Here is a 22,239-nt window from a genome sequence, read left to right on the forward strand (position 1 = left end):
ATTGAAAACAAACCAAAAAAAATGGTTCCAAGCACCAGTTTTTAGATGATTGGAACCATTTCTATTTATTTTTGGCTAGTTATGTCCCAGCCTCATTTTGTGCTTTATGACAAGTAATTCCTAGTTTGGGATTACAAGACTATTTTTAAGGATATTTTTTTATTAAAAATATCAAATATAATAGGTTTAAATGCAAAAAAGTGATAGAATAAATAGTATATTGTTTTAGGTAGGTGAAATCATGGGGAAGATAATGTCCATTGCTAACCAAAAAGGTGGCGTGGGAAAAACAACTTCATCCGTAAACTTAAGTGCATGTCTTGCATACTTAGGAAATAAAGTATTATTAGTTGATATAGATCCACAAGGAAATGCTACTAGTGGGGTTGGAATAAATAAAGCTGACATGAATCAATGTATTTATAATGTACTAGTTGAAGATCTTCCTGCCGCGGAGGTTTGTGTTCCAACAAGTGTTGAAAATTTAGATATAATACCCGCAACGATACAGCTTGCTGGGGCAGAAATAGAATTAGTCCCAACAATTTCGAGGGAGATCCGTTTAAAAAAAGCATTGGACGAAGTCCGTGATCGGTATGATTACATCATTATTGACTGTCCGCCATCTCTAGGGTTATTAACATTAAATGCTTTAACATCTTCTGATTCCGTATTAATTCCAGTACAATGTGAATATTATGCGCTTGAAGGATTAAGCCAATTATTAAATACAATCCGTCTTGTTCAAAAACATTTGAATAGAGATTTAATGATTGAAGGAGTTTTACTGACTATGCTTGATGCTAGAACGAATCTAGGTATTCAAGTAATAGAAGAGGTTAAAAAGTACTTCCAGGACAAAGTCTATAATTCTATCATTCCAAGAAATGTTCGATTGGGAGAAGCGCCAAGTTACGGACAACCAATAATCACATATGATCCAAAATCAAAAGGTGCAGAAGTTTATCTAGAATTAGCGAAGGAAGTGATGGCTAATGGCACGAGGGTTGGGTAAAGGCTTAGATGCATTTTTTCCGGAAATAAAGGAAAAAGAGGATGATCTCGTCCAACAAATACCAATAAAGGACTGTCGCCCAAATCCATATCAACCTAGAAAGTCATTCCATATGGATGCAATAGAAGAACTAAAGGAATCTATTTTAGAATTTGGTATTATTCAACCGTTAATTGTACGGAAGAGCATTAAAGGCTATGAAATTGTTGTAGGTGAAAGACGTTTCCGAGCAGCAAAGGAAGCTGGATTAACCGAGGTGCCAGCCGTTGTAAAGGAATTGTCGGACGAAAAAATGATGGAGTTAGCATTATTGGAAAACCTTCAACGAGAGGATTTAACACCTATTGAAGAAGGTCAAGCATATGCTAACTTAATGAAAGAGCTTAATATTACGCAAGAGGAATTGTCTAGAAGGTTAGGGAAGAGTCGATCCCATATTGCTAACATGGTTAGACTTTTAGGTTTGCCGGAGCAGATTGTTACTTATATTAATAATGGTGAACTTTCGATGGGGCATGGTAGAGCACTATTAGGCTTAAAGGACAAAGAAAAAATATCTCCTCTAGTTGCAAAGATTAGACAAGAAAAGTTGAATGTAAGGCAGGTTGAGAAGCTAATTATCCAATTAAATGAAAAACCGATTAAAAAGAAGGTTAAAGCAAAGAAAGATATCTTTTTACTAGAGAGAGAATCGGTTTTACGTGATAAATTGGGAACTGCTGTTACCATTCAACGTGGAAAACGAAAAGGAAAAATTGAAATAGAGTTTTATACAGATGATGATCTGGAACGGATTATCGAAGTATTAGAAGGCTGAGAATAATTTGGTAGAAGGACTGGGAGAAGTTGGCTCTCTCCAGTCTTTTTTTATATAAACAGGAGATTCAGAATTCAAAATGTTTCACGTGAAACATTCTAGAGAAAAGTATTGTAGAGGCTAATAGATAGAGAGGGTAGGGGCATGGTTTTATTTGGTACACTAGTTAATGGGGCATTTATACTTATTGGTAGTTTATTAGGATTATTATTTACAAGAATTCCTGAGCGTTTTAAAGAAACCGTCATGCATGGCATCGCGTTAGCAATCGTGTTAATCGGGTTACAAATGGCATTCTCAACGGAAGCAATCATAGTAGTACTGCTTAGCTTGTTAACTGGAGCAATTATAGGCGAATTACTAAATATAGAAAACAAGCTAAATCAATTCGGTAACTGGATTGGTAGTAAATTTAAGACATCAACGAAAGAAAGTACTGTATCACAGGGATTTGTAACAGCTTCCTTAATATTTGTCGTTGGTGCAATGGCTATCATCGGTGCACTTGATAGTGGACTGAGAGGTGACCATGAGATACTAATTACGAAAGGAATATTAGATGGTTTCGTTGCGCTGGTGTTAACGACTACTTTAGGCGCTGGTGTAGCACTTTCGGTTGTACCAGTAGTATTATATCAAGGGACAATTGCATTACTTGCAACACAAATTGAAAACTGGATCCCTGATGTGTTTCTTAATGGGCTTATTGTAGAATTAACTGCTGTTGGAGGGCTGTTAATTGTGGCAATCGGTTTAAATATGTTAAAGGTTGTCCAAATTAGAATTGGGAATCTATTACCGTCAATTCTAACGGTAGGGTTAGTCTATTATATTTATCAGCTCTTCTAATTACATAATCAAAATATGCAACACGGTAGAAATTTGTCGAATAATGTAGCATCAAGCAAATAATAGCAATAAAAGGCGAGTAAAGCTAACACTCGCCTTTTATTATATCGGTTTTTTTCTAGTACTAGGCATAATCACAGCAGGTGTTACATAGCTAGCTGTTAATTGTTGATCTACTAAATCTAACACATCTGCAATTTTTTTTGCCATTTCTACAACAATAGAGAGTCGGGTGTTTTGTAATACAGAGTATTCCATAAAACCACTGATATTAACGACCCCAGTAATATGTATATCACCAATAGGCGGAAGCGGCTTGTTTAAAGCTGTACCAGGCTTTAAGGAGCCCTCGCAAGCGATAATTTGACCAACAGAACTAGTTTTTCCTAGACAAGCGTCTATAGCGATTATAAAAGCATTTTTATGCTGACGTTCAATAAGCTGAATATAGTCTTTCAGATTGGTTGCATGAACTGGGTCTTGTAATGTGCCATAAACGGTCATATGACGTAGCCTTTTTTCCATTAAATAAGTCCCGGTAAGTGGCCCCAATGCATCTCCGGTTGATCGGTCTGTCCCTACACAAACAATGATATATTCTTTTGGAATTCTTGGTAACCATGAAACAATACTGTCACTCATGGTATCACATAGATTTGGGTCAGTATGTGCAATACGAATTGCTTCATTTTTCATCGTCAACCGACTCTTTAGATTCATAGGTTCTCCTCCACTAACATATTGATATAAGTATACGGAGAAAAAGCTCTTTTTATACATGCATAAAATGGGGGAGACGAAATGTGGAGATCGGGGTTCAGATGGATGTTTCTCATCATCGGGACAACCATAGGTGCAGGGTATGCATCAGGTCGGGAATTGTGGGAGTTTTTTGGTCATGGAAGTGGACTAGCTATAGTATTATTCGTTGTATTTTTTTCGTTTTCTTGCTTGGTAATCATGTCCATTAGCTATCGAAAAAAATCAACCGAATACCGACCTGTACTAAAAGAAATTGTTGGGGAAAAGCTATCACCTATTTATGACTTTATGATTTTTTTATACTTATTTACGACAACCGTAGTCATGCTATCTGGTAGTGGTGCTACAGGACAGGCATTTAATATTTCCTACTGGTGGGGAGTAGGATTTATTGTTATCATGCTAGTCTTACTATTTTTGAGGGATATTGGCGGATTATTGTCTATTAATCAGTTGATATTACCTGTTTTAATTATAGGAATGCTATATGTATTATTGAGGTTTACGGTAGATCATCATCTCAACTTATTTTCACATTGGCGGGAACAGCATAATTGGCCTGCAGCTTTTCCGTTTACCGCATTAAATATATTGCCAATGATTGCGGTTCTTGGGGCAGTGGGAAATAAAATGTCTTCAAAAAAGGAAATTTGGATAGCTAGTCTTGGAAGTGGACTGATTTTAGGTGTTCTAACTTTTATTTATAATAATAGCTTAATTCAAATTGCCGAGGAGATTTTCCTATATGAAATTCCTTTATTTGCGATATTAAGTAATTACCCATTTTACATGGTATTGTTTATGACGATTCTCTTATGGTTTGCAATTTTCACGACTGCTGCATCGGGAATTATGGGGCTAACAACAAGATTGGAGAGCTACTTCAGCGTTCCTTTTTGGTTGCTTGTTCTCATTATTTTAGCTACAATGATACCATTAACAACAGTAGGGTTCTCAACCCTAATCGGTGTGCTTTATCCGCTATATGGATTACTTAATTTATATGTTTTAACACGTTTATTGTTATTCCCCCTATGGAATAAAAGAGAAAAATAATATAATTTTCTAATATTATAATGAACAATAAGGAGAACTCTAAATGGTGGAAAAAGAATTTGAATTAAATGATATTGTTCAAATGAAAAAACCCCATCCTTGTGGGGAAAATAAGTGGAAGATTATCCGTATGGGTATGGATGTACGGATAAAATGTATGGGCTGTGACCATAGTGTCATGATTCCTCGAAAAGAATTTAGTAAAAAGCTAAAAAAAGTACTAGAAAAGGCCTCAAATTAATACATTAGTATGGACGATATTGCTAAAAAATGGTAATATTAGTCATAGATAGATAGAGAAATATAAAAATGATAGGGTAAGAACGCAAAAATAGGCTCCAAATCTGGGGCCTGTTTTTGTGTTTTGCTTGCTTGTCTTTTCGTTGGTCAAAATCTATAATTGAACTATCGAGCGTATTAAGATGAATGGAATCCTTAAGGAGTGGAAAGTATGGCTTTAACAGCAGGAATCGTCGGACTTCCAAATGTAGGTAAATCAACATTATTTAATGCAATAACACAAGCTGGGGCTGAGGCTGCAAACTATCCTTTTGCAACGATTGATCCCAATGTAGGCATGGTGGAAGTACCAGATGAACGTTTAAATAAATTAACAGAGCTAGTAAAACCGAAAAAGACAGTGCCAACAACCTTTGAATTTACGGATATAGCAGGTATTGTTAAGGGAGCTAGTAAGGGGGAAGGATTAGGAAACCAATTCTTATCCCATATTCGTCAAGTAGACGCAATTTGTCAGGTAGTCCGCTGTTTTGTTGATGAAAACATTACACATGTTGCTGGACGTGTTGACCCAATTGATGATATTGAAATAATAAATTTGGAATTAATTCTAGCAGACTTAGAATCCGTAAACAAACGCCATCAGCGTGTTGAAAAATTAGCGAGACAAAAGGATAAAGATGCTGTTGTAGAATTTGAGGTATTAGCGAAATTAAAAGCAGGCTTAGAGGAAGAAAAACCAGTTCGTGCAATTGAATTTACGGATGAGCAGCAGAAGATTGTGAAAGGATTACATTTATTAACCAGTAAGCCAATGCTATATGTAGCGAATGTTGGTGAGGATGAGGTGAGTGATCCAGATAACAATCCAAATGTTCAAAAGGTAAAGGAATTCGCTGCCAATGAGGGTGCAGAAGTAATTGTAATCTGTGCGAAGATTGAAGAGGAAATTTCTGAGTTAGACCAAGAAGAAAAAGAAATGTTTTTAGAGGAACTGGGAATTGCCGAATCTGGACTGGATAAGTTAATCAAAGCCTCTTATAGCCTTTTAGGACTTGCAACTTATTTTACAGCTGGAGAACAAGAGGTACGTGCGTGGACGTTCCGTAAAGGAATTAAAGCACCACAAGCAGCAGGTATTATTCATAGTGATTTTGAACGAGGATTTATTCGTGCAGAAACAGTATCCTATGATGACTTAATGGAAGCAGGCTCCATGGTGCATGCTCGTGAAAAAGGGAAGGTACGTTTAGAAGGAAAAGAATATATCGTTCAGGATGGAGATATTATTCATTTCCGCTTTAATGTGTAAAAACCGCTAACAACAACTCCAATTTTTAAATAAAGCGTAATGGTAACGTAAAAGGATCTCTCGAAGACTTGTTATTTAAAGCAAACTTTGTTATAATACACTATTGTGAGTAATAATTTAATTTAATTTAATTACTCCTTGCTCTTATTGCGATGTATTTCTAAAGATAAGGGCCGCTAAGACCAAAAGGAGGTGTAACGGATGAGAAAATATGAAATCATGTATATCATCCGCCCAGACATGGAGGAAGACGCACAAAAGGCAGTAATTGAGCGTTTCAACGGTATCTTAACTGATAACGGGGCGGAGATTGAAAAAGTTGATGAAAAAGGTAAAAAACGCCTTGCATATGAAATCAATGACTATCGTGATGGATACTATGTTGTGATTAACTTCTCTGGCGATGAAAAAGCAGTTAATGAATTTGATCGTTTAGCTAAGTTCTCTGAAGACATTATTCGTCACATTGCAGTTCGAGAAGATGAATAATAATAAGGAGTGGTTCTGATGTTAAATCGTGTCGTACTTGTCGGCAGGTTAACGAAGGATCCTGATTTACGTTATACGCCAAATGGAGTTGCAGTAGCCAATTTTACAGTTGCAGTCAATCGCCCGTTTTCGAACCAACAAGGAAATCGGGAAGCTGACTTTATTAACTGTGTGATTTGGAGAAGACCTGCAGAAAACCTTGCCAATTTCATGAAAAAAGGCGGTTTGATAGGTGTCGATGGACGCATTCAAACACGTTCCTATGAAGGCCAGGATGGAAAAATGGTTTATATAACTGAGGTTGTTGCAGACAGTGTACAATTCTTAGAGTCTAAAGGATCATCACAAGGACGTTCCGGACAAGACGCATATTCACCAGGATTCCAGCAAAATCAGAACCAAAATCCAAATCATAATCAAAATCAATTTGATGATGATCCATTCAAGGATAATGGGGAACCAATTGATATTTCTGATGATGATTTACCATTTTAAATGAAATGACCTGAAATATATTAATAATCTATCAGGGAGGGATAACAATGGCAGCAGCTCGTCGTGGACGCGGTGGAAAACGCCGTAAAGTGTGTTATTTTACAGCGAACGGAATTACACATATTGACTACAAAGACGTTGAGCTTCTAAAGCGTTTCATTTCTGAACGTGGAAAAATTCTTCCTCGTCGTGTAACTGGAACTTCTGCGAAATATCAACGTAAGCTTACAATCGCAATTAAACGTGCTCGTCAAATGGCATTATTGCCATACGTTGCAGAATAAGAATAAGAAAAAAGGCATTGCATGGATATATCCTTGCAGTGCCTTTTTTTTGTTTGAAATTATTTAGTATGACAATAGCCTTAATATATGAGTGTAATTCCGTGTAAATTACCATTCATTTTGCCACTATCAGCTATTAATTAGGAACTAGCTCTGTCATTTTTGTTTTCATATATGATAAAATACGTATAACATTTTGAATATTATGTGCTATAACTAAAAAAGCAGGTCAATTTAATAATCGGAAGGAAGAAAGGTATATAGAAAGGAAACTATTCGATATACCAGGTAAAAAAGAAGGAGCGGAGCGATGAGTAAATCATTTATTGAACAAGTACATTATATTAGAATTCCCGTTAAGGATTTAGAGCTGTCTGCACACTGGTATAGAGATGTATTAGGGCTCCAGTTATTAAACATTACTGAGGAACTTGCAATATTAAAAGTAAATGAAGGACCTTTCTTACTTATCTTAATTCCTACCGAAGATGAAACATTTGTCCATTTTACAATTAATAATGAACAAGAATTTAGTATTGGCTTTACCAGTCCAGAATTATCTAAGTTTCATCAGCACTTAATGGCTAATCAAGTTAAGGTCGAGAATATACAAGAAGATAATGGTCATGCCTTTTTCCACTTTTATGACCCAAATGGTAATAAACTTCAAGTACACTGGTAAGCTCACTTGAAACGAAGGGTGCTAGGGTAATATTAGATAGTATAGGGGGATTTTTAGGCGAGTGAATTTACTAACCGAATTTGAAAATAAACTAAAAAGAGACAAAGTTGATAGTGCCCTTGTCCAGCTAAATAACAATGTGATAGTTGAATATTATCGAAATAAAAAAATGAAGGAAAAGCAACATAAAATATATTCTGTCACCAAAAGCATTTTATCCGTACTAATCGGGATAACCATAAAAAAAGGGTATATCGAACATATTAACACACCGATAAGTACGTACTTTCCAGAAATTAATAATGATACAGAGAAACAGAAAATCACAATCAAACACCTACTGACAATGACATCAGGCTTACACTTTCCAGGAAATAATGGGATGATACCTAGTAAAAATTGGGTTAATTTTGTACTTAATCAGGACATGGAGAATCCCCCTGGAACGGATATGAGCTATAGCTGTGGTTCTTCCCAGTTATTAAGTGCAATCATCCAAAAGACTACTGGGTTAAATACAGAAGTCTTCGCTAGGAAACATTTATTTACACCTCTTGGGATAACAGATTATAAGTGGAACCATGATGCACAAGGTATAGCGATTGGTGGATTTGGATTAACAATGAAAACAAGTGATATGTTAAAAATTGGTACGCTATATGCAAATAAAGGAAAATGGAAATCCAAACAAATTGTACCGTTTCATTGGATTGAAGAATCTACAACCCCCAAAGTCAAAAGTAATGATACTTTTTCATATGCATATCATTGGTGGAATTTAACATCCGACAATGAAATAGGTAGGATTTATTTTGCGTATGGACTTGAAGGACAATATATTATTGTCGTACCCGATTATCAATTAGTAACGGTTTTCACAAGTAGCATGAAAGAGGATGAACTTAGCCCTTTAAATTATTTCAAGGACTATCTACTTCCTTATGTAATTAATTCGAATAACCTTTAGATAAGTATCGTTATGTTCAATCAGTCATTTGTATGTTTCTTAACATTGTTACCAATAATTTCATAGAGTTCTGAACCTAATTCGTGAAGCACTAACATTGTGAGGCAATTGTTTGGAAAAATGGGTGCTTTAGTAATACAAGGAGAATAGAGAACATCATCTCATCTTTATTATATGTAGCTTAGTAATAGAAAAAGAGGTTATCAATTAAGATAGCCTCTATTTTGTAATCTGAATGAAGTTATTTTCTTTTTGGATATACAGCGATAATTTTAAACTGCAAAAGTACCGTATAGAATACAGAAATTAATAGGTATTTATCTGATATAGGATAAATAAGGTCAATGATTGTATAAAGAATAAATGGGATTGTTGTTGTGTACGCAACCATTTTCCACATAAGCTGTAATTTTAGTTTCCGATGCATTAGTTTTGCAACCCATGTAAACATATATGCTATAGCAGTAATTAGCAAGAAGACCATAATGGTTAAGATTAAATAATAAAACATAAAAAAATAGATTAACTGAAATACAATGTTCATATTCGCGCCTAATCCAGTAGTTTCTGTTAGTTGATCAACTAATGAAGGAATAGAAACGATAAACAATAGAATAAACATATAAAATACAGTAATATCCATCGCAATACGATTTAATTGAAATACCGCTTGCTTCTTAGGAAGCTGTATACTAAATAGAAATGTTTTCCAAAAAACCATTTTTTTCAATCCTTTAATTATTTCTTCCTTTATATTATAATGTAGATTACCATATAAAGCTTAAACAAAGTCTCTGACAATCTATCTTCCATTTTCACTTCTTTCACTAAAATGCTCCTCATCGATATATCAATCTGACAACCAACCATATTCATTCTAACTATCAAATAACAATTAAATCATGTTATCATATAAAAATAAGGTTTTTTAGCAAATTGGTATCTTACTGTTATTCAAGGATACCTCTAGCTATAATTTGATGAGGTGCATAGGTTATGAATAATTCAAAGCAACTAATAGATGGAGCACTATTTATCGCAATTTATATGGTCTTGGTCTTCATATCGCTGTTTGTCCCGTTTATCTCTATGATAACGATATTGCTAGTAGCAGTTCCATTTATTATTTATAGTGCAAGATATGGTCTACGGCCATCGCTAATTATGCTTATAGGAGCATCCCTATTAACGATGCTATTTGCTACATTTGTAGCATTGCCACTCCCGATTATAGCAGGGCTTGGTGGTATTATGATAGGTTTAGCAATAAAACAGGAAGCATCACCATATGAGACATGGGCAAGAGGAACAATTGGATTTGTTGCGGGAATCTTATTTGCTTTTGTATTTAGTTTAATGGTGCTTCATATAAATGTGATAGAAGAATTTAATCAGCAAATGGATGAAATCATGGCATTGTCCAAGAACATACTAACGGAAATAGGTATGGGGAAAGAAGTCGATCAACAGTTTAATTTATTGGAACAACAATTAGCGGTATATAAACAGTTGGTACCCTTTGGAGTAGTTGCAGTTTCCATCTTGCTGGCATTAGTAAATCAATGGGTAAGCTATAAATTTTTAAACCGTCAGGAGAATAAGCATTTACGTTTTCCTAAGTTCCGAAATTTGCGCTTTTCGACTTCGATTATTTGGATATATCTATTAGCAGTGGTCGTATCTGTATTTCAAAAGGATCCTAATGGAACCGTGTTTATTGCAGCGCAAAATATTATCATGCTTGTAGGGTTATTTTTGATCATACAAGGATTTTCCTTTATTTTCTTTTATGCACATCAAAAAAATCTATCCAAGGCAATACCAGTAATTGCTATCGTCGTAACTGTTCTTTTTGCACCAATTCTAATTACATTCATTCGATTGTTAGGTATAATTGATATTGGGTTTGGACTACGAGATAGAATGGTAAAGCGCCACTAATTATAAAGTGAGGCTACGCTAGGATGCACTATTAAGAGCCTTATATGATAGTGCCTGAGCATTAGGAGCTGAAAATTAATGACGGATTTAAATAGACCAAGGTTAAGTAAACACTTATGGCTAATGTATGCTATATCAATTGTTTTGCTTGGCTTTATTTGGTATTTTGAATGGATTCTAGGAATAGTGATGACTGTTCTCTTAGTTTTATCCTTCTACTATACCATCCGTATTGAAAAGAAATTAACAGATGAAACAGAGAGATACATTTCAACCTTATCCTATCGTGTCAAGAAGGTAGGAGAAGAAGCGCTTCTGGAAATGCCAATTGGCATTATTTTGTATAATGATGATTTTATAGTAGAGTGGTCAAATCATTACATGAATCAATTTGCCGAAGAGGAAACGATTGTTGGGGAGTCCTTAAATGTCATTTCCGAAGAGCTAATTCCAATGATTAAGGAAAATAATGAGGAGTTTCGTATTGAAATTGATGATTATGCATTCCAGACAATTATTCGTAAAGAGGAACGATTAATTTATCTCTTCGACCGGACCGAGCAAGCAGAATTAGAGACACTCTACACGAATGAACAAACGGTTTTATCGATTATTTTCTTGGATAACTATGATGAAATCACACAGAACATGGATGATACCATTAAAAGCCAATTGAATTCAGAGGTTACTTCATTTTTGAATCATTGGGCACATGATAATGGCTTATATTTGAAGCGAACCTCTCAGGATCGCTTTTTGGCAGTTGGTACAAGAGAGATATTAAATAAATTGGAGCGGACAAAATTTAATATATTGGATGAAATGCATGAACTAAATTCGGAGCTTGATATCCCAATAACACTAAGTATTGGCGTAGGCGTTGGCAATGCAGGTCTTCCGGAGCTAGGTGAGCTAGCACAATCAAGCTTGGATCTTGCCCTAGGCCGGGGTGGAGATCAAGTAGCAATTAAGGATGATTCAGGGAAAGTGCGTTTCTATGGTGGAAAAACCAATCCAATGGAAAAACGTACACGTGTAAGAGCTAGGGTTATCTCACATGCGTTACGTGATCTAGTGAAGGCAAGTGACCGCGTAATTATTATGGGACACCAAGCCCCAGATATGGATTCTATCGGTTCTGCTATTGGTATTTTAAATATTGCTCAAACCAATGGCGTGGATGGATACATCGTTTTTGACCCGGATGATATTAGTATTGGTGTTAAACGATTGGTAGAGGCAATTAAGGTTGATTCAGATCTTTGGCAGCATTTTATTGATCCTGATAATGCTGAAGATCTGATAACTAGCCGTAGTTTAATTGTTGTGGTTGATACACATAAGCCTTCCATGGTTGTTAGTAAGCGATTGTTAGGAAAAACGGATTATCGTGTTGTCATTGACCATCATAGAAGGGCCGAGGAGTTTATTGAAAACCCAACCCTTGTATACATGGAGCCTTATGCATCCTCAACCTCTGAATTAGTTACGGAGTTATTAGAATATCAGCCTAAGGGTAAGAAGCTAAAAATGCTAGAAGCAACTGCCTTACTAGCGGGAATTACAGTGGATACGAAAAGCTTCACATTAAGAACGGGCTCGAGAACCTTCGATGCTGCCTCATACTTACGTGCAAAAGGTGCTGATACCGTATTAGTACAGCAATTCTTGAAGGAAGATTTAAACTTATATATTAAACGAAGCAAAATGATAGAACGTTGCCAAATTTACCGAAATTCCATTGCTATTACCAAGGCAGATCCTGGTGATGTCTGTAGTCCAGTACTTATCGCACAAACAGCAGATACCCTACTAACAATGACAGGAATCTCTGCCTCATTTGTTATCGCGGAGCGAAGTGATGGTAAAATCGGTATTAGTGCTAGATCTCTAGGAGAAATAAATGTACAAATCATTATGGAAAAAATGAATGGCGGTGGTCATTTAACCAATGCTGCAACACAAATTGAGGACACCTCCATTGATGATGTAGAATTATTATTAAAAGAAATACTGGACGAATATTATGAGGGGAGAGAAGCAGAATGAGAGTAATTTTCTTACAAGATGTTAAAGGAAAAGGGAAAAAAGGTGAAGTAAAAAATGTTTCAGATGGCTATGCTAGAAACTATTTATTGAAGAATAAATTAGCTGAAGAGGCTACTGCTGGAAATATGAAAGCATTAGAAGCACAGCAACGTAAAAATAAACAACTTGAAGAACAAGAAAAAGAAGAAGCAGTACAGCTGAAGAATAGATTAGAGAAACTAGAGGTTACATTAAAAGCAAAATCTGGTGATGGTGGCAGACTATTTGGGTCTATTACTAGTAAGCAAATTGCAGATGCCCTAAATAAAGAACATGGTATTAAAATTGATAAACGTAAGATTGAGCTAACACAGCCAATACGTTCATTAGGCTACACCAATGTACCGGTTAAATTGCATTTAGAAGTTACAGGGACAATAAAAGTACATGTTGTTGAACAATAATCCGATACTTCGGGTTATAGGAGGAAACAGATCATGAGTGAATGGAATGACAGAACTCCGCCACATAATATAGAAGCTGAACAGGCTGTAATAGGAGCTATTTTTCTTGAGCCAGAAGCATTTTCAACAGCTTCTGAGCTACTGGAGCCAGGTGACTTTTACCGTGCTAGCCATCAACGTATATTTGAAACGATGTTAAGGCTTGCTGATCGTGGGGAGCCAATCGATTTAGTAACGGTAACTACAGCCTTATCCGATAGTAAGCATCTAGAGGAAGCTGGTGGAGTATCCTATTTAACACAGCTTGCAGAAAGTGTTCCGACCGCAGCAAATATCGACTACTATAGTAAGATTGTTGAAGAAAAGGCAATTCTTCGTCGCCTGATTCGGACAGCAACGGATATTGTCACGAACACATTTGCCCGTGAGGACGAAGTGGAAGATGTACTCAATGATGCTGAGAAGAGCATACTAGATGTTTCCGGACGAAAGAACACTGGTAGCTTTAAGGCAATTAAAGATGTATTGATTGATGTCTATGACAAAATTGAAATGCTTCATCGAAGTAGTGGGGATGTAACGGGTGTTCCGACTGGCTACCGTGACTTAGATAAGATTACATCTGGTTTTCAGCCGAATGATTTAATTATAATAGCTGCCAGGCCTTCTGTTGGTAAGACTGCATTTGCTTTAAATATTGCACAAAATGTTGCCGTTAATACGAGTGAGAATGTAGCAATATTTAGTCTGGAGATGGGTGCAGACCAGCTTGTACAACGTATTCTCTGTGCAGAAGGAAACATCGATGCACAGCGTCTTCGAAGTGGTAAGCTTGAACCAGATGATTGGAGTAAGCTTACCATGGCAATGGGAAGCCTGTCTAATGCAGGAATATATATCGACGATACTCCTGGAATTCGCGTTAGTGAAATCCGCTCTAAATGTCGTAGATTAAAGCAAGAGCATGGTTTAGGAATGATACTTATTGATTATCTACAATTAATACAAGGTAGCGGTAAACCAGGCGAGAATCGTCAACAAGAGGTTTCAGAGATTTCAAGGTCATTAAAAGGACTAGCACGTGAATTAAATGTACCACTTATTGCATTATCACAGCTTTCCCGTGGTGTAGAGCAACGCCAGGATAAACGTCCGATGATGTCTGACCTTCGTGAATCAGGAAGTATTGAGCAGGATGCGGATATTGTTGGCTTCCTGTATCGCGATGATTACTATGATAAAGAATCAGAGAAACAAAATATAATTGAAATTATCATCTCAAAACAACGTAACGGCCCTGTTGGAACCGTTGAGCTAGCGTTTGTTAAAGAATATAATAAATTCGTGGATCTGGACCATCGTTATCAAGCAAGCGATATCCCACCAGAACCAATTCACGCATAAAATAGCCGTTCTTGGAGTAACTGCACCTCCAATTGTTAGAAACAAACTAACAATTGGAGGTGCTTTTATTATGGCAAAGTTTTTAGTTGAAAGAAATAAAAGCTGTAGCGTGCTATTTTCCGAAGAATCACGGATGTAAATAATCGCATGAAATAACAAGTATAGGAAATAACTAAATAAGAAATTCACATCTAAAAATTAATAAAGAAATTTTTCAATAATGGCTGGCGTTTTTTTAGATTCAAAAGGGTTATATACGAATGACGTGAAATAAATGAAACAAAAATACAAAGGAAACAGAACGTGGGAGGTGCACAATGTCCTCAGTAGTAGTTGTTGGAACCCAATGGGGTGATGAAGGAAAGGGAAAGATAACAGACTTCCTTTCACAAAAAGCAGAAGTAGTTGCTCGTTATCAAGGTGGAAATAATGCAGGACACACGATTAAATTCGATGGTGTTACGTACAAGCTTCATTTAATTCCTTCGGGGATATTTTATAAGGAGAAGATTTGTGTATTAGGAAATGGAATGGTAATCGATCCAAAAGCCTTTGTGGAAGAGCTAGCTTATTTACATGAGCACAATATCTCCACAGATAATTTACGAATTAGTAACCGGGCACATGTAATATTACCCTACCATTTAAAATTAGATATGCTTCAAGAGGAAGAAAAGGGTGACGATAAAATCGGCACGACGAAAAAAGGGATTGGCCCCGCATATATGGACAAGGCAGCCAGAATTGGGATCCGCGTGGCAGATCTTCTAGAAAAAGAAGTCTTTCGTGCTAAATTAGAACAAAATCTCAAGGAAAAAAATCGTTTGTTTGAAAAGCTATATGAGGTAGAACCATTATCTGTAGAAGAGATTGTAGAAGAATATTACCAATATGGGCAAGCGATGGTGCAATATGTCTGTGATACATCCGTTGTATTAAATGACGCACTAGACGAGGGAAGGCGGGTGCTATTTGAGGGTGCCCAAGGTGTGATGTTGGATATTGACCAAGGTACATACCCATTTGTAACCTCATCAAATCCAACTGCTGGCGGTGTAACGATTGGTAGTGGAGTTGGACCTACGAAAATAAAGCATGTCGTAGGCGTATCGAAAGCATATACAACCCGGGTAGGTGATGGGCCGTTTCCAACCGAGCTCGAAAATGAGATTGGCAATCAAATACGAGAGGTCGGTCGTGAATACGGTACAACGACAGGAAGACCTCGTCGGGTTGGTTGGTTTGATAGTGTTGTTGTACGGCATGCTAGAAGGGTTAGCGGAATAACAGATTTATCCTTGAATTCTTTAGACGTCCTGACTGGAATCGAAACAGTAAAGATTTGTGTTGCCTATAAGTATAAAGGAGAAATAATAAATGAATACCCAGCAAGTCTTCAAATTCTAGAAGCGTGCGAACCAGTCTATGAGGAAATGCCTGGTTGGACAGAAGATATCACCAATGTAAAAAACCTAGATGAACTACCTGCTAATGCCAGGCATTATGTCAATAGGGTTTCACAGCTGACACACATCCCATTAACCACATTTTCAGTTGGACCGGATCGAGCACAGACAAATATTATTCGAGATGTTTACGAGAATGTTTAATTTGTGAGGATTGGAGCAGCATTTGCTGCTCTTTTATTGTTACAAAAATGTAAAATATATGTATATTTTTGGTAAAAACCACGCTCAAACTACAATTTTTATAGAAATTAGTATGAAAATCGTCATTATTGCAAAAAAAATGTTACATTTTATACATTTTGTTTACAAAACCACGTATTGTGTTCCTACCCTATCAAAATTATGGTAGATTAATAGAGGACTTAAATAGGTCTTTTAAACTAAATAAAATGTACTTTCACATAAATTATTATTCTAAGTTTTAGGGGGGAAATGCGTGTCTTTTGGTAAGAATAAGCAGTACAATCCTGAACCGAAGAAGAAACCATTATTGAAGAAAGCGCTAATAAGTACAGGGCTTGTAACCATTCTTGCTACTGGGATTGTATTCGCAGAGGAATCTAGCAATGTAAGAACAGTTCAGCATGTGTATGTTAATGGTGAGCATATCGGACTAGTAAGTGATGCTAGTGTTGTTGAAGAAGTTATTCAATCGAAATTAGCTAAAGCTGATAAGTCATACGAAGATGCTGATCTAGCAATTGCAGAAAATGTAAAATTAGTTCCTGAGCTAGTCTTTAATCCTACATACAACAATACGACAATAAGTAATTACTTAGAGAGTAATCTAACAGTTAAAGCGAAAGCGGTAGAATTAAAGATTGGTAATGACGTAGTAGGATATTTTGATAGTAAAGAAGCAGCCGAAAAAGTAATCGAAGACTACAAGCTTAAATATGTTGATACAGAAACATTAGCAAAGGTAGAAGCTGCAAAGTCTACGAATAAGGAATCAGACGTTCCCCAAAACGCTGAAGCTCCAAGTAAATCCGCAGACCTTGCAGTAGGAGAATCTACTATATTAGACGTTACATTATCGAAGGATGTTTCATTTTCTGATAAAAAAGTAGACCCAAATACTATTTTAACGGTTGCGGATGGTTTGAAGCTGTTAGAGAAGGGGACATTAAAGGAAGAGAAGCATACGGTTAAAGAAGGAGAAGTACTGGGATCTATTGCTTCCAAGTACAACCTGTCTCTAGCATCCCTATTAAAGTTAAATCCTTCTATTAAAGAGGATACGCTAATTCAAATTGGCCAAGAACTAAATGTGACCGAGTTAAAGCCATTTGTTGATGTTATTGTTAAAAAAGAAGAGAAGAAGGAAGAAACAATTGCCTTCGAAACAGAGATTAAAGAATCAAAGGAATTACTAAAAGGTGACGAAAAGGTAACACAAGAGGGCTCAGATGGTGAAAAGGTCGTACACTATACGGTGGAAATCCGAAATGGTAAGGTTAGTGACCGCAAAGTATTAGACGAGAAAACCACCAAGGAACCAGTTAATAAGGTTGTAGTAAAAGGTACAAAGGTGATTCCTTCTAGAGGGACTGGGACCTTCAAGTGGCCAACCTCTGGTGGCTATATTTCTAGTCATGTTGGTTATCGGTGGGGAGCATATCATAAGGGACTTGATATCGCTGGCCCAAGCAATCGAACAATAACCGCAGCTGATAATGGCACTGTTGTTTTTGCTGGTTATCAAGGAAGCTATGGAAATAAAATTGAAATAAACCATAATAATGGAATGAAAACTGTCTATGCCCATCTTGCATCCATTAATGTAAGTGTTGGCCAGACTGTTCAGCAGGGTCAACAAATAGGAATTATGGGTTCGACAGGTAATTCTACAGGTATTCACTTACATTTTGAAGTGTATAAGAATGGTGCATTACAAAACCCACTAAGCTATTTAAAATAAATAGTATAGCAGGAAAAGAGCTGGTCCACAGAATACATGATGGACTAGCTCTTTTCATACTATTTAAAGAGGGATATAGCACAGCGACAAGACATTTAGGTAAAAGTACGATAAAATAAAGGTCATATACGACTTAGTTGAAAACAATGTGAAATGATATATATAAAATCTTGAATAAGGAAGTGTTAGGATGGCACAGAAAATTTTAGTTGTTGATGATGAACAGCCAATTGCAGATATTTTAAAATTCAACTTAGAGAAAGAAGGCTATGAGGTTGTTTGTGCATATGACGGAGATGAAGCAATTAAACTAGCTGAGGCAGAAAAGCCTGATTTAATTTTACTTGATATTATGCTACCGAATAAGGATGGGAATGAGGTTTGCCGAGAAATTCGCAAAACACAAACCATGCCAATTATTATGTTAACAGCCAAGGACTCGGAAATTGATAAGGTATTAGGACTTGAGCTTGGGGCAGATGACTATGTGACAAAGCCATTTAGCAATCGTGAGCTAATTGCACGGGTAAAGGCAAACCTAAGAAGACAGCAACAGATGCCAGAGGATTCGGTTAAGGAAAACAAGGATATTACGATTGGATCATTGGTTATTCATCCGGATGCTTATACCGTTTCACGCGATGGGAAGGAAATTGAATTAACCCATCGTGAATTTGAATTATTACATTATTTAGCTCGCCACATTGGTCAGGTAATGACAAGAGAGCATTTATTAGAGACGGTGTGGGGCTATGATTATTTTGGTGATGTACGAACTGTAGATGTTACCGTAAGACGACTACGTGAAAAAATAGAGGAGAACCCAAGTAACCCAGCCTGGATTGTAACACGCCGTGGTGTTGGTTATTATTTACGTAATCCTGATCAGGAGTAGGTTATATGCATAAGGTTGGTTTTTTTCGTTCGATACAATTAAAGTTAATTATTATTTATATTTTACTATTGCTAGTCGCTATTCAGGTCATTGGTTCATATTTTTCATCCTCTTTGGAAAGAGAATTAACAACGAGCTTTAAAAGCTCGATTAATGACAATATTAATGTGCTTGGCCACTATTTGGAGGGCGCTTTTACGAAGGAACGAACGGATGATGATGAAACCACACTAGGGGAAGACCTACAAGGAATCATTCGGGATATTGATACCAATAGTAATTGGAAGCTATTTGTGGTCGATAATCAAAGTCGCATTCAAGCAACCAATAACAATAGTGAGAAGTCGAAGGTCGGAAAAAAGATGACCTTCGAAATTGTACAAAAGGCACTATTATTTGGAAATGAGCAGACTGCGGATAAGAAGGATAATAATAATAATCGTGTTTATCTAGTTGCAAAGCCATTATTTGATGACGAAGGTAGTGTAGCTGGGGTTATTTACGTAGAAGCTCCATTTGAAGATATTTATAATCAGTTGGAAGAAATCAATCAAATTTTCTTAAATGGTTCTTTTTGGGCAATTTTGATTACAGCTATTTTAGGGGTTTTAGTAGCAAGGGCTATTACAAAGCCAATTATGGAGATGCGTAGACAGGCGCAAATCATGGGTAAGGGTGACTTTACCCAGAAAGTAAATGTCTATGGTACAGATGAAATCGGTCAGTTAGCAATTGCTTTTAATGATTTAAATGCTCAGCTTAAGCACTCCTATGCGAAAACAGAAGAAGAAACAAGAAAGCTTAACTCCGTTCTAGAAAATATGTCTGATGGTGTTATTGCGACTGATGAGACAGGTGCCGTTACGTTGATGAATGAGGCTGCTGGGTTCCTACTTAGTGTCAATCCAGAGGAAAGCTACGGAGAGTTTATCATTGATGTGCTAAAGCTTGATGAAAAAAATGTGGATCTTAGCGAATTACCGGATAGTGGATCAATGATTATTGATTTTAGTGATGATCAAGAAATATTCCTAATTCGTGCAAACTTCTCAACAGTGACAGATGATAATGACGAGATAACGGGTTTTATCACAGTCATTAGTGATGTAACAGAACAAGAAAATCTGGAACGAGAGCGTAGAGAATTTGTTTCGAATGTATCCCATGAATTACGAACACCATTAACGACGATGAAAAGCTATCTAGAAGCGTTAATTGATGGCGAATGGCAAAACGAAGAAATTGCACCGAAGTTTCTAGAGGTTACCCAAAATGAAACAGATCGTATGATTCGTATGGTTAACGATCTTCTTCAATTATCAAAGATTGATAATAAGGAGCATCAACTGCAAATGGAAAAAGCGGACTTTGTTAGCTTGTTCCATCATATTATTGATCGATTTGAAATGAATATGCCTGAGCATATAGAATTTGTACGAGAGCTTCCTAATGAAAGGCTTTATGTTTGGATGGATAAGGATAAGCTAATCCAAGTTATGGATAATATCATCACAAACGCGATTAAGTACTCGCCTGAAGGTGGAACGATTACCTTTAAGTTGTTGAAGCAGCGACATCAAATCATCGTCTCTATTGCTGACCAAGGTATGGGAATTGCCTATGACAAGCTAGAAAAGATATTTGAGCGTTTCTATCGTGTTGATAAAGCTCGGACTAGAAAGCTTGGTGGAACCGGTCTAGGCCTTGCAATTTCTAAGGAATTAGTGGAAGCACACCATGGTAGAATTTGGGCTAAAAGTAAAGAAGGAAAAGGAACAACGATACTATTTACACTACCGCTAATGGGTAAGAAGCGGAGGGGTAGCAAATGAAATTAGAAGTAATTAAATCCTATACGCTAGCAATATTAGTCGGTATAAGTTTTCTATTGACGTTTAGCCTTTGGAGCTATCAATCAAATAGCCCATATTTAGAAGAGGAAGGATTAGTAAATGAGGAGGAAATTGACTTAGGGGGTACCACGGTAACGAAGAAGTCAATTGTTCAGCCAACATCCATTATTTTTAATAAATATGATAACTATTTTGGCTTCAGTGATCCCGGTGAACGTGAGGATCTCTACCATGATATACAAACCTGGGTCCTTTATAATTTTCGAGTGACAGATGCAAATGGTGCACCCAATGAAGGTCCGCAGGTGGAGTTGACATTTCCTGATGCGCTACCAATGGAAATAATTCCATCTATTTTTACAGTAAACAATACTGCTGAAATTGATATGCCTGAGAATATGTTCTTTCAACGAATGTTTATCTCGTTAAAATCGAACAACAATACATTAACCTTTATTTTTCTCTCCACAGATGGAAAAACACAGGTTAAAGCCGATGTTAATAACACACAAAAGCGTGAATTACTAAATGATTATATGGTTAAATTAACGGGGCTAGAAGAATATACCATGATTGACGATCCAGGCTACCCGATTTATATCCCAATGAATCCAGTGGATATTACTAAATATTATTTGGACTCAGCAATAATTGCTCCAGATGTTATGAAAAATATCCTATTCTTAGATCCAGCTGAGGTCGTAGAGAATGTTTCCGATGATAATGAAATCTGGTATCAGGATGGACAACGATCGATGCGAGTTTTTAAAAATAAGCTAAGCATGGAATATATTAACTCACAAGAAACGGTGTATAACCCGATGTCGGTTACCGATTTATTAGATAAAAGCATTAATAGAATAAATAGCTATAAAGGCTGGACAGATGACTTCCGTCTAGAAAGTGTTAGTACAGCACAAAACAATATACGTTTTCAAATGTATTATGATGGCTATCCAGTTTTCAACCCTGACAATTTAACGATTATCGAACAGCGTTGGATCAATGATGAAGTCACGGAACAACGACGCCCATTATACCAAATCACGGATCCATATCCAGAAAGCTTTAAATTAGAATCAGGAAACGAGTTAATAAAATATTTAAAGAGTCATCAAACGTATAATTTAACCAAGATAGAAGATATTCAGGTTGGGTATCGCTTATATAGTATGGAAAGTTTAGGAAATTCAAGAACGCTTACCTTAATGCCTTCGTGGTATGTTAAGATGGACGGTGAATGGCTTCAGGTAACAATAGACAGTGAGAATGTAAATAGAAAGGGAGTGAGCTGAG

The 22,239-nt window shown here is 36.4% G+C and carries 22 protein-coding genes; 20 read left to right on the plus strand and 2 right to left on the minus strand.

Annotated features, from left to right (window positions below; translation table 11 throughout):
- Positions 1 to 241 precede the first annotated feature (241 nt).
- The 3 genes from HNR27_RS14485 to HNR27_RS14495 all read left to right on the plus strand — a co-directional run bounded on the left by HNR27_RS14485 (position 242) and on the right by HNR27_RS14495 (position 2,681).
- A complete protein-coding gene (locus HNR27_RS14485) occupies positions 242 to 1,015 on the plus strand; it encodes a ParA family protein (protein WP_212921684.1) in 774 nt (257 codons plus the stop codon).
- Positions 996 to 1,832: a ParB/RepB/Spo0J family partition protein gene (locus HNR27_RS14490; protein ID WP_429340272.1), complete on the plus strand. Its 837-nt coding sequence runs from the start codon at positions 996 to 998 to the stop codon at positions 1,830 to 1,832. The genes HNR27_RS14485 and HNR27_RS14490 overlap by 20 nt, the downstream gene beginning before the upstream one ends.
- 144 nt (positions 1,833 to 1,976) lie before the next feature.
- A complete protein-coding gene (locus HNR27_RS14495; protein ID WP_212921686.1) occupies positions 1,977 to 2,681 on the plus strand; it encodes a DUF554 domain-containing protein in 705 nt (234 codons plus the stop codon).
- Positions 2,682 to 2,783: 102 nt separating this feature from the next.
- On the opposite strand, the gene yyaC is transcribed toward HNR27_RS14495, so the two are convergent.
- Entirely contained in the window at positions 2,784 to 3,401 is a 618-nt protein-coding gene (gene yyaC, locus HNR27_RS14500; RefSeq protein ID WP_429340273.1) for a spore protease YyaC, read from the minus strand.
- An 81-nt stretch (positions 3,402 to 3,482) separates the two neighbouring features.
- On the opposite strand from yyaC, the gene HNR27_RS14505 reads away from it, so the two are divergent.
- The 8 genes from HNR27_RS14505 (at position 3,483) to HNR27_RS14540 (ending at position 8,968) form a co-directional block, all read left to right on the plus strand.
- Positions 3,483 to 4,499: a YkvI family membrane protein gene (locus tag HNR27_RS14505; protein WP_429340274.1), complete on the plus strand. Its 1,017-nt coding sequence runs from the start codon at positions 3,483 to 3,485 to the stop codon at positions 4,497 to 4,499.
- Between the two features lie 43 nt (positions 4,500 to 4,542).
- Positions 4,543 to 4,740 carry a DUF951 domain-containing protein gene (locus tag HNR27_RS14510; RefSeq protein ID WP_212921689.1) on the plus strand — a complete coding sequence of 66 codons (198 nt, stop codon included), beginning with the start codon at positions 4,543 to 4,545 and terminating at the stop codon, positions 4,738 to 4,740.
- A 210-nt stretch (positions 4,741 to 4,950) separates the two neighbouring features.
- The gene (gene ychF, locus HNR27_RS14515) at positions 4,951 to 6,051 is read left to right on the plus strand and encodes a redox-regulated ATPase YchF (protein ID WP_212921690.1); all 1,101 of its coding nucleotides are present in this window, start codon (positions 4,951 to 4,953) and stop codon (positions 6,049 to 6,051) included.
- Between the two features lie 201 nt (positions 6,052 to 6,252).
- A complete protein-coding gene (rpsF, locus tag HNR27_RS14520) occupies positions 6,253 to 6,540 on the plus strand; it encodes a 30S ribosomal protein S6 (RefSeq protein ID WP_212921691.1) in 288 nt (95 codons plus the stop codon).
- 18 nt (positions 6,541 to 6,558) lie between these two features.
- Entirely contained in the window at positions 6,559 to 7,035 is a 477-nt protein-coding gene (gene ssb, locus HNR27_RS14525; protein ID WP_212921692.1) for a single-stranded DNA-binding protein, read from the plus strand.
- Between the two features lie 47 nt (positions 7,036 to 7,082).
- Positions 7,083 to 7,319, plus strand: coding sequence for a 30S ribosomal protein S18 (gene rpsR / locus HNR27_RS14530; RefSeq protein ID WP_212921693.1), 237 nt, complete (start codon positions 7,083 to 7,085; stop codon positions 7,317 to 7,319).
- A 310-nt stretch (positions 7,320 to 7,629) separates the two neighbouring features.
- Complete coding sequence (locus HNR27_RS14535; RefSeq protein ID WP_429340275.1) at positions 7,630 to 8,001, plus strand: VOC family protein; 372 nt, start codon at positions 7,630 to 7,632, stop codon at positions 7,999 to 8,001.
- 61 nt (positions 8,002 to 8,062) lie between these two features.
- Positions 8,063 to 8,968, plus strand: a complete 906-nt coding sequence (locus HNR27_RS14540; protein WP_429340276.1) for a serine hydrolase domain-containing protein — start codon at positions 8,063 to 8,065, stop codon at positions 8,966 to 8,968.
- 241 nt (positions 8,969 to 9,209) lie between these two features.
- On the opposite strand, the gene HNR27_RS14545 is transcribed toward HNR27_RS14540, so the two are convergent.
- Entirely contained in the window at positions 9,210 to 9,689 is a 480-nt protein-coding gene (locus HNR27_RS14545; RefSeq protein ID WP_429340277.1) for a hypothetical protein, read from the minus strand.
- Between the two features lie 275 nt (positions 9,690 to 9,964).
- Here HNR27_RS14545 and HNR27_RS14550 point away from each other — a divergent pair, with 275 nt between their 5' ends.
- The 9 genes from HNR27_RS14550 to HNR27_RS14590 all read left to right on the plus strand — a co-directional run bounded on the left by HNR27_RS14550 (position 9,965) and on the right by HNR27_RS14590 (position 22,238).
- Positions 9,965 to 10,909 carry a YybS family protein gene (locus tag HNR27_RS14550; protein WP_429340278.1) on the plus strand — a complete coding sequence of 315 codons (945 nt, stop codon included), beginning with the start codon at positions 9,965 to 9,967 and terminating at the stop codon, positions 10,907 to 10,909.
- 78 nt (positions 10,910 to 10,987) lie between these two features.
- Positions 10,988 to 12,958: a DHH family phosphoesterase gene (locus HNR27_RS14555; protein ID WP_429340279.1), complete on the plus strand. Its 1,971-nt coding sequence runs from the start codon at positions 10,988 to 10,990 to the stop codon at positions 12,956 to 12,958.
- Positions 12,955 to 13,401, plus strand: coding sequence for a 50S ribosomal protein L9 (rplI, locus tag HNR27_RS14560; protein WP_212921699.1), 447 nt, complete (start codon positions 12,955 to 12,957; stop codon positions 13,399 to 13,401). Before HNR27_RS14555 ends, rplI begins: the two co-directional genes overlap by 4 nt.
- Positions 13,402 to 13,434: 33 nt before the next feature.
- The gene (gene dnaB, locus HNR27_RS14565; RefSeq protein ID WP_212921700.1) at positions 13,435 to 14,805 is read left to right on the plus strand and encodes a replicative DNA helicase; all 1,371 of its coding nucleotides are present in this window, start codon (positions 13,435 to 13,437) and stop codon (positions 14,803 to 14,805) included.
- A gap of 317 nt (positions 14,806 to 15,122) precedes the next feature.
- Positions 15,123 to 16,415 carry an adenylosuccinate synthase gene (locus HNR27_RS14570; protein ID WP_429340280.1) on the plus strand — a complete coding sequence of 431 codons (1,293 nt, stop codon included), beginning with the start codon at positions 15,123 to 15,125 and terminating at the stop codon, positions 16,413 to 16,415.
- Positions 16,416 to 16,710: 295 nt separating this feature from the next.
- Positions 16,711 to 18,195 carry a peptidoglycan DD-metalloendopeptidase family protein gene (locus HNR27_RS14575; RefSeq protein ID WP_429340281.1) on the plus strand — a complete coding sequence of 495 codons (1,485 nt, stop codon included), beginning with the start codon at positions 16,711 to 16,713 and terminating at the stop codon, positions 18,193 to 18,195.
- A 190-nt stretch (positions 18,196 to 18,385) separates the two neighbouring features.
- Positions 18,386 to 19,090 carry a response regulator YycF gene (yycF, locus tag HNR27_RS14580; RefSeq protein WP_212921702.1) on the plus strand — a complete coding sequence of 235 codons (705 nt, stop codon included), beginning with the start codon at positions 18,386 to 18,388 and terminating at the stop codon, positions 19,088 to 19,090.
- Positions 19,091 to 19,095: 5 nt separating this feature from the next.
- Positions 19,096 to 20,922: a cell wall metabolism sensor histidine kinase WalK gene (gene walK, locus HNR27_RS14585; protein ID WP_429340282.1), complete on the plus strand. Its 1,827-nt coding sequence runs from the start codon at positions 19,096 to 19,098 to the stop codon at positions 20,920 to 20,922.
- Complete coding sequence (locus HNR27_RS14590) at positions 20,919 to 22,238, plus strand: YycH family regulatory protein (RefSeq protein ID WP_429340283.1); 1,320 nt, start codon at positions 20,919 to 20,921, stop codon at positions 22,236 to 22,238. The genes walK and HNR27_RS14590 overlap by 4 nt, the downstream gene beginning before the upstream one ends.
- The last annotated feature ends 1 nt before the right edge of the window (position 22,239 follow it).

The sequence above is a fragment of the Ornithinibacillus bavariensis genome (assembly GCF_050433565.1).
Taxonomy (GTDB): Bacteria; Bacillota; Bacilli; order Bacillales; family Amphibacillaceae; genus Ornithinibacillus; species Ornithinibacillus bavariensis.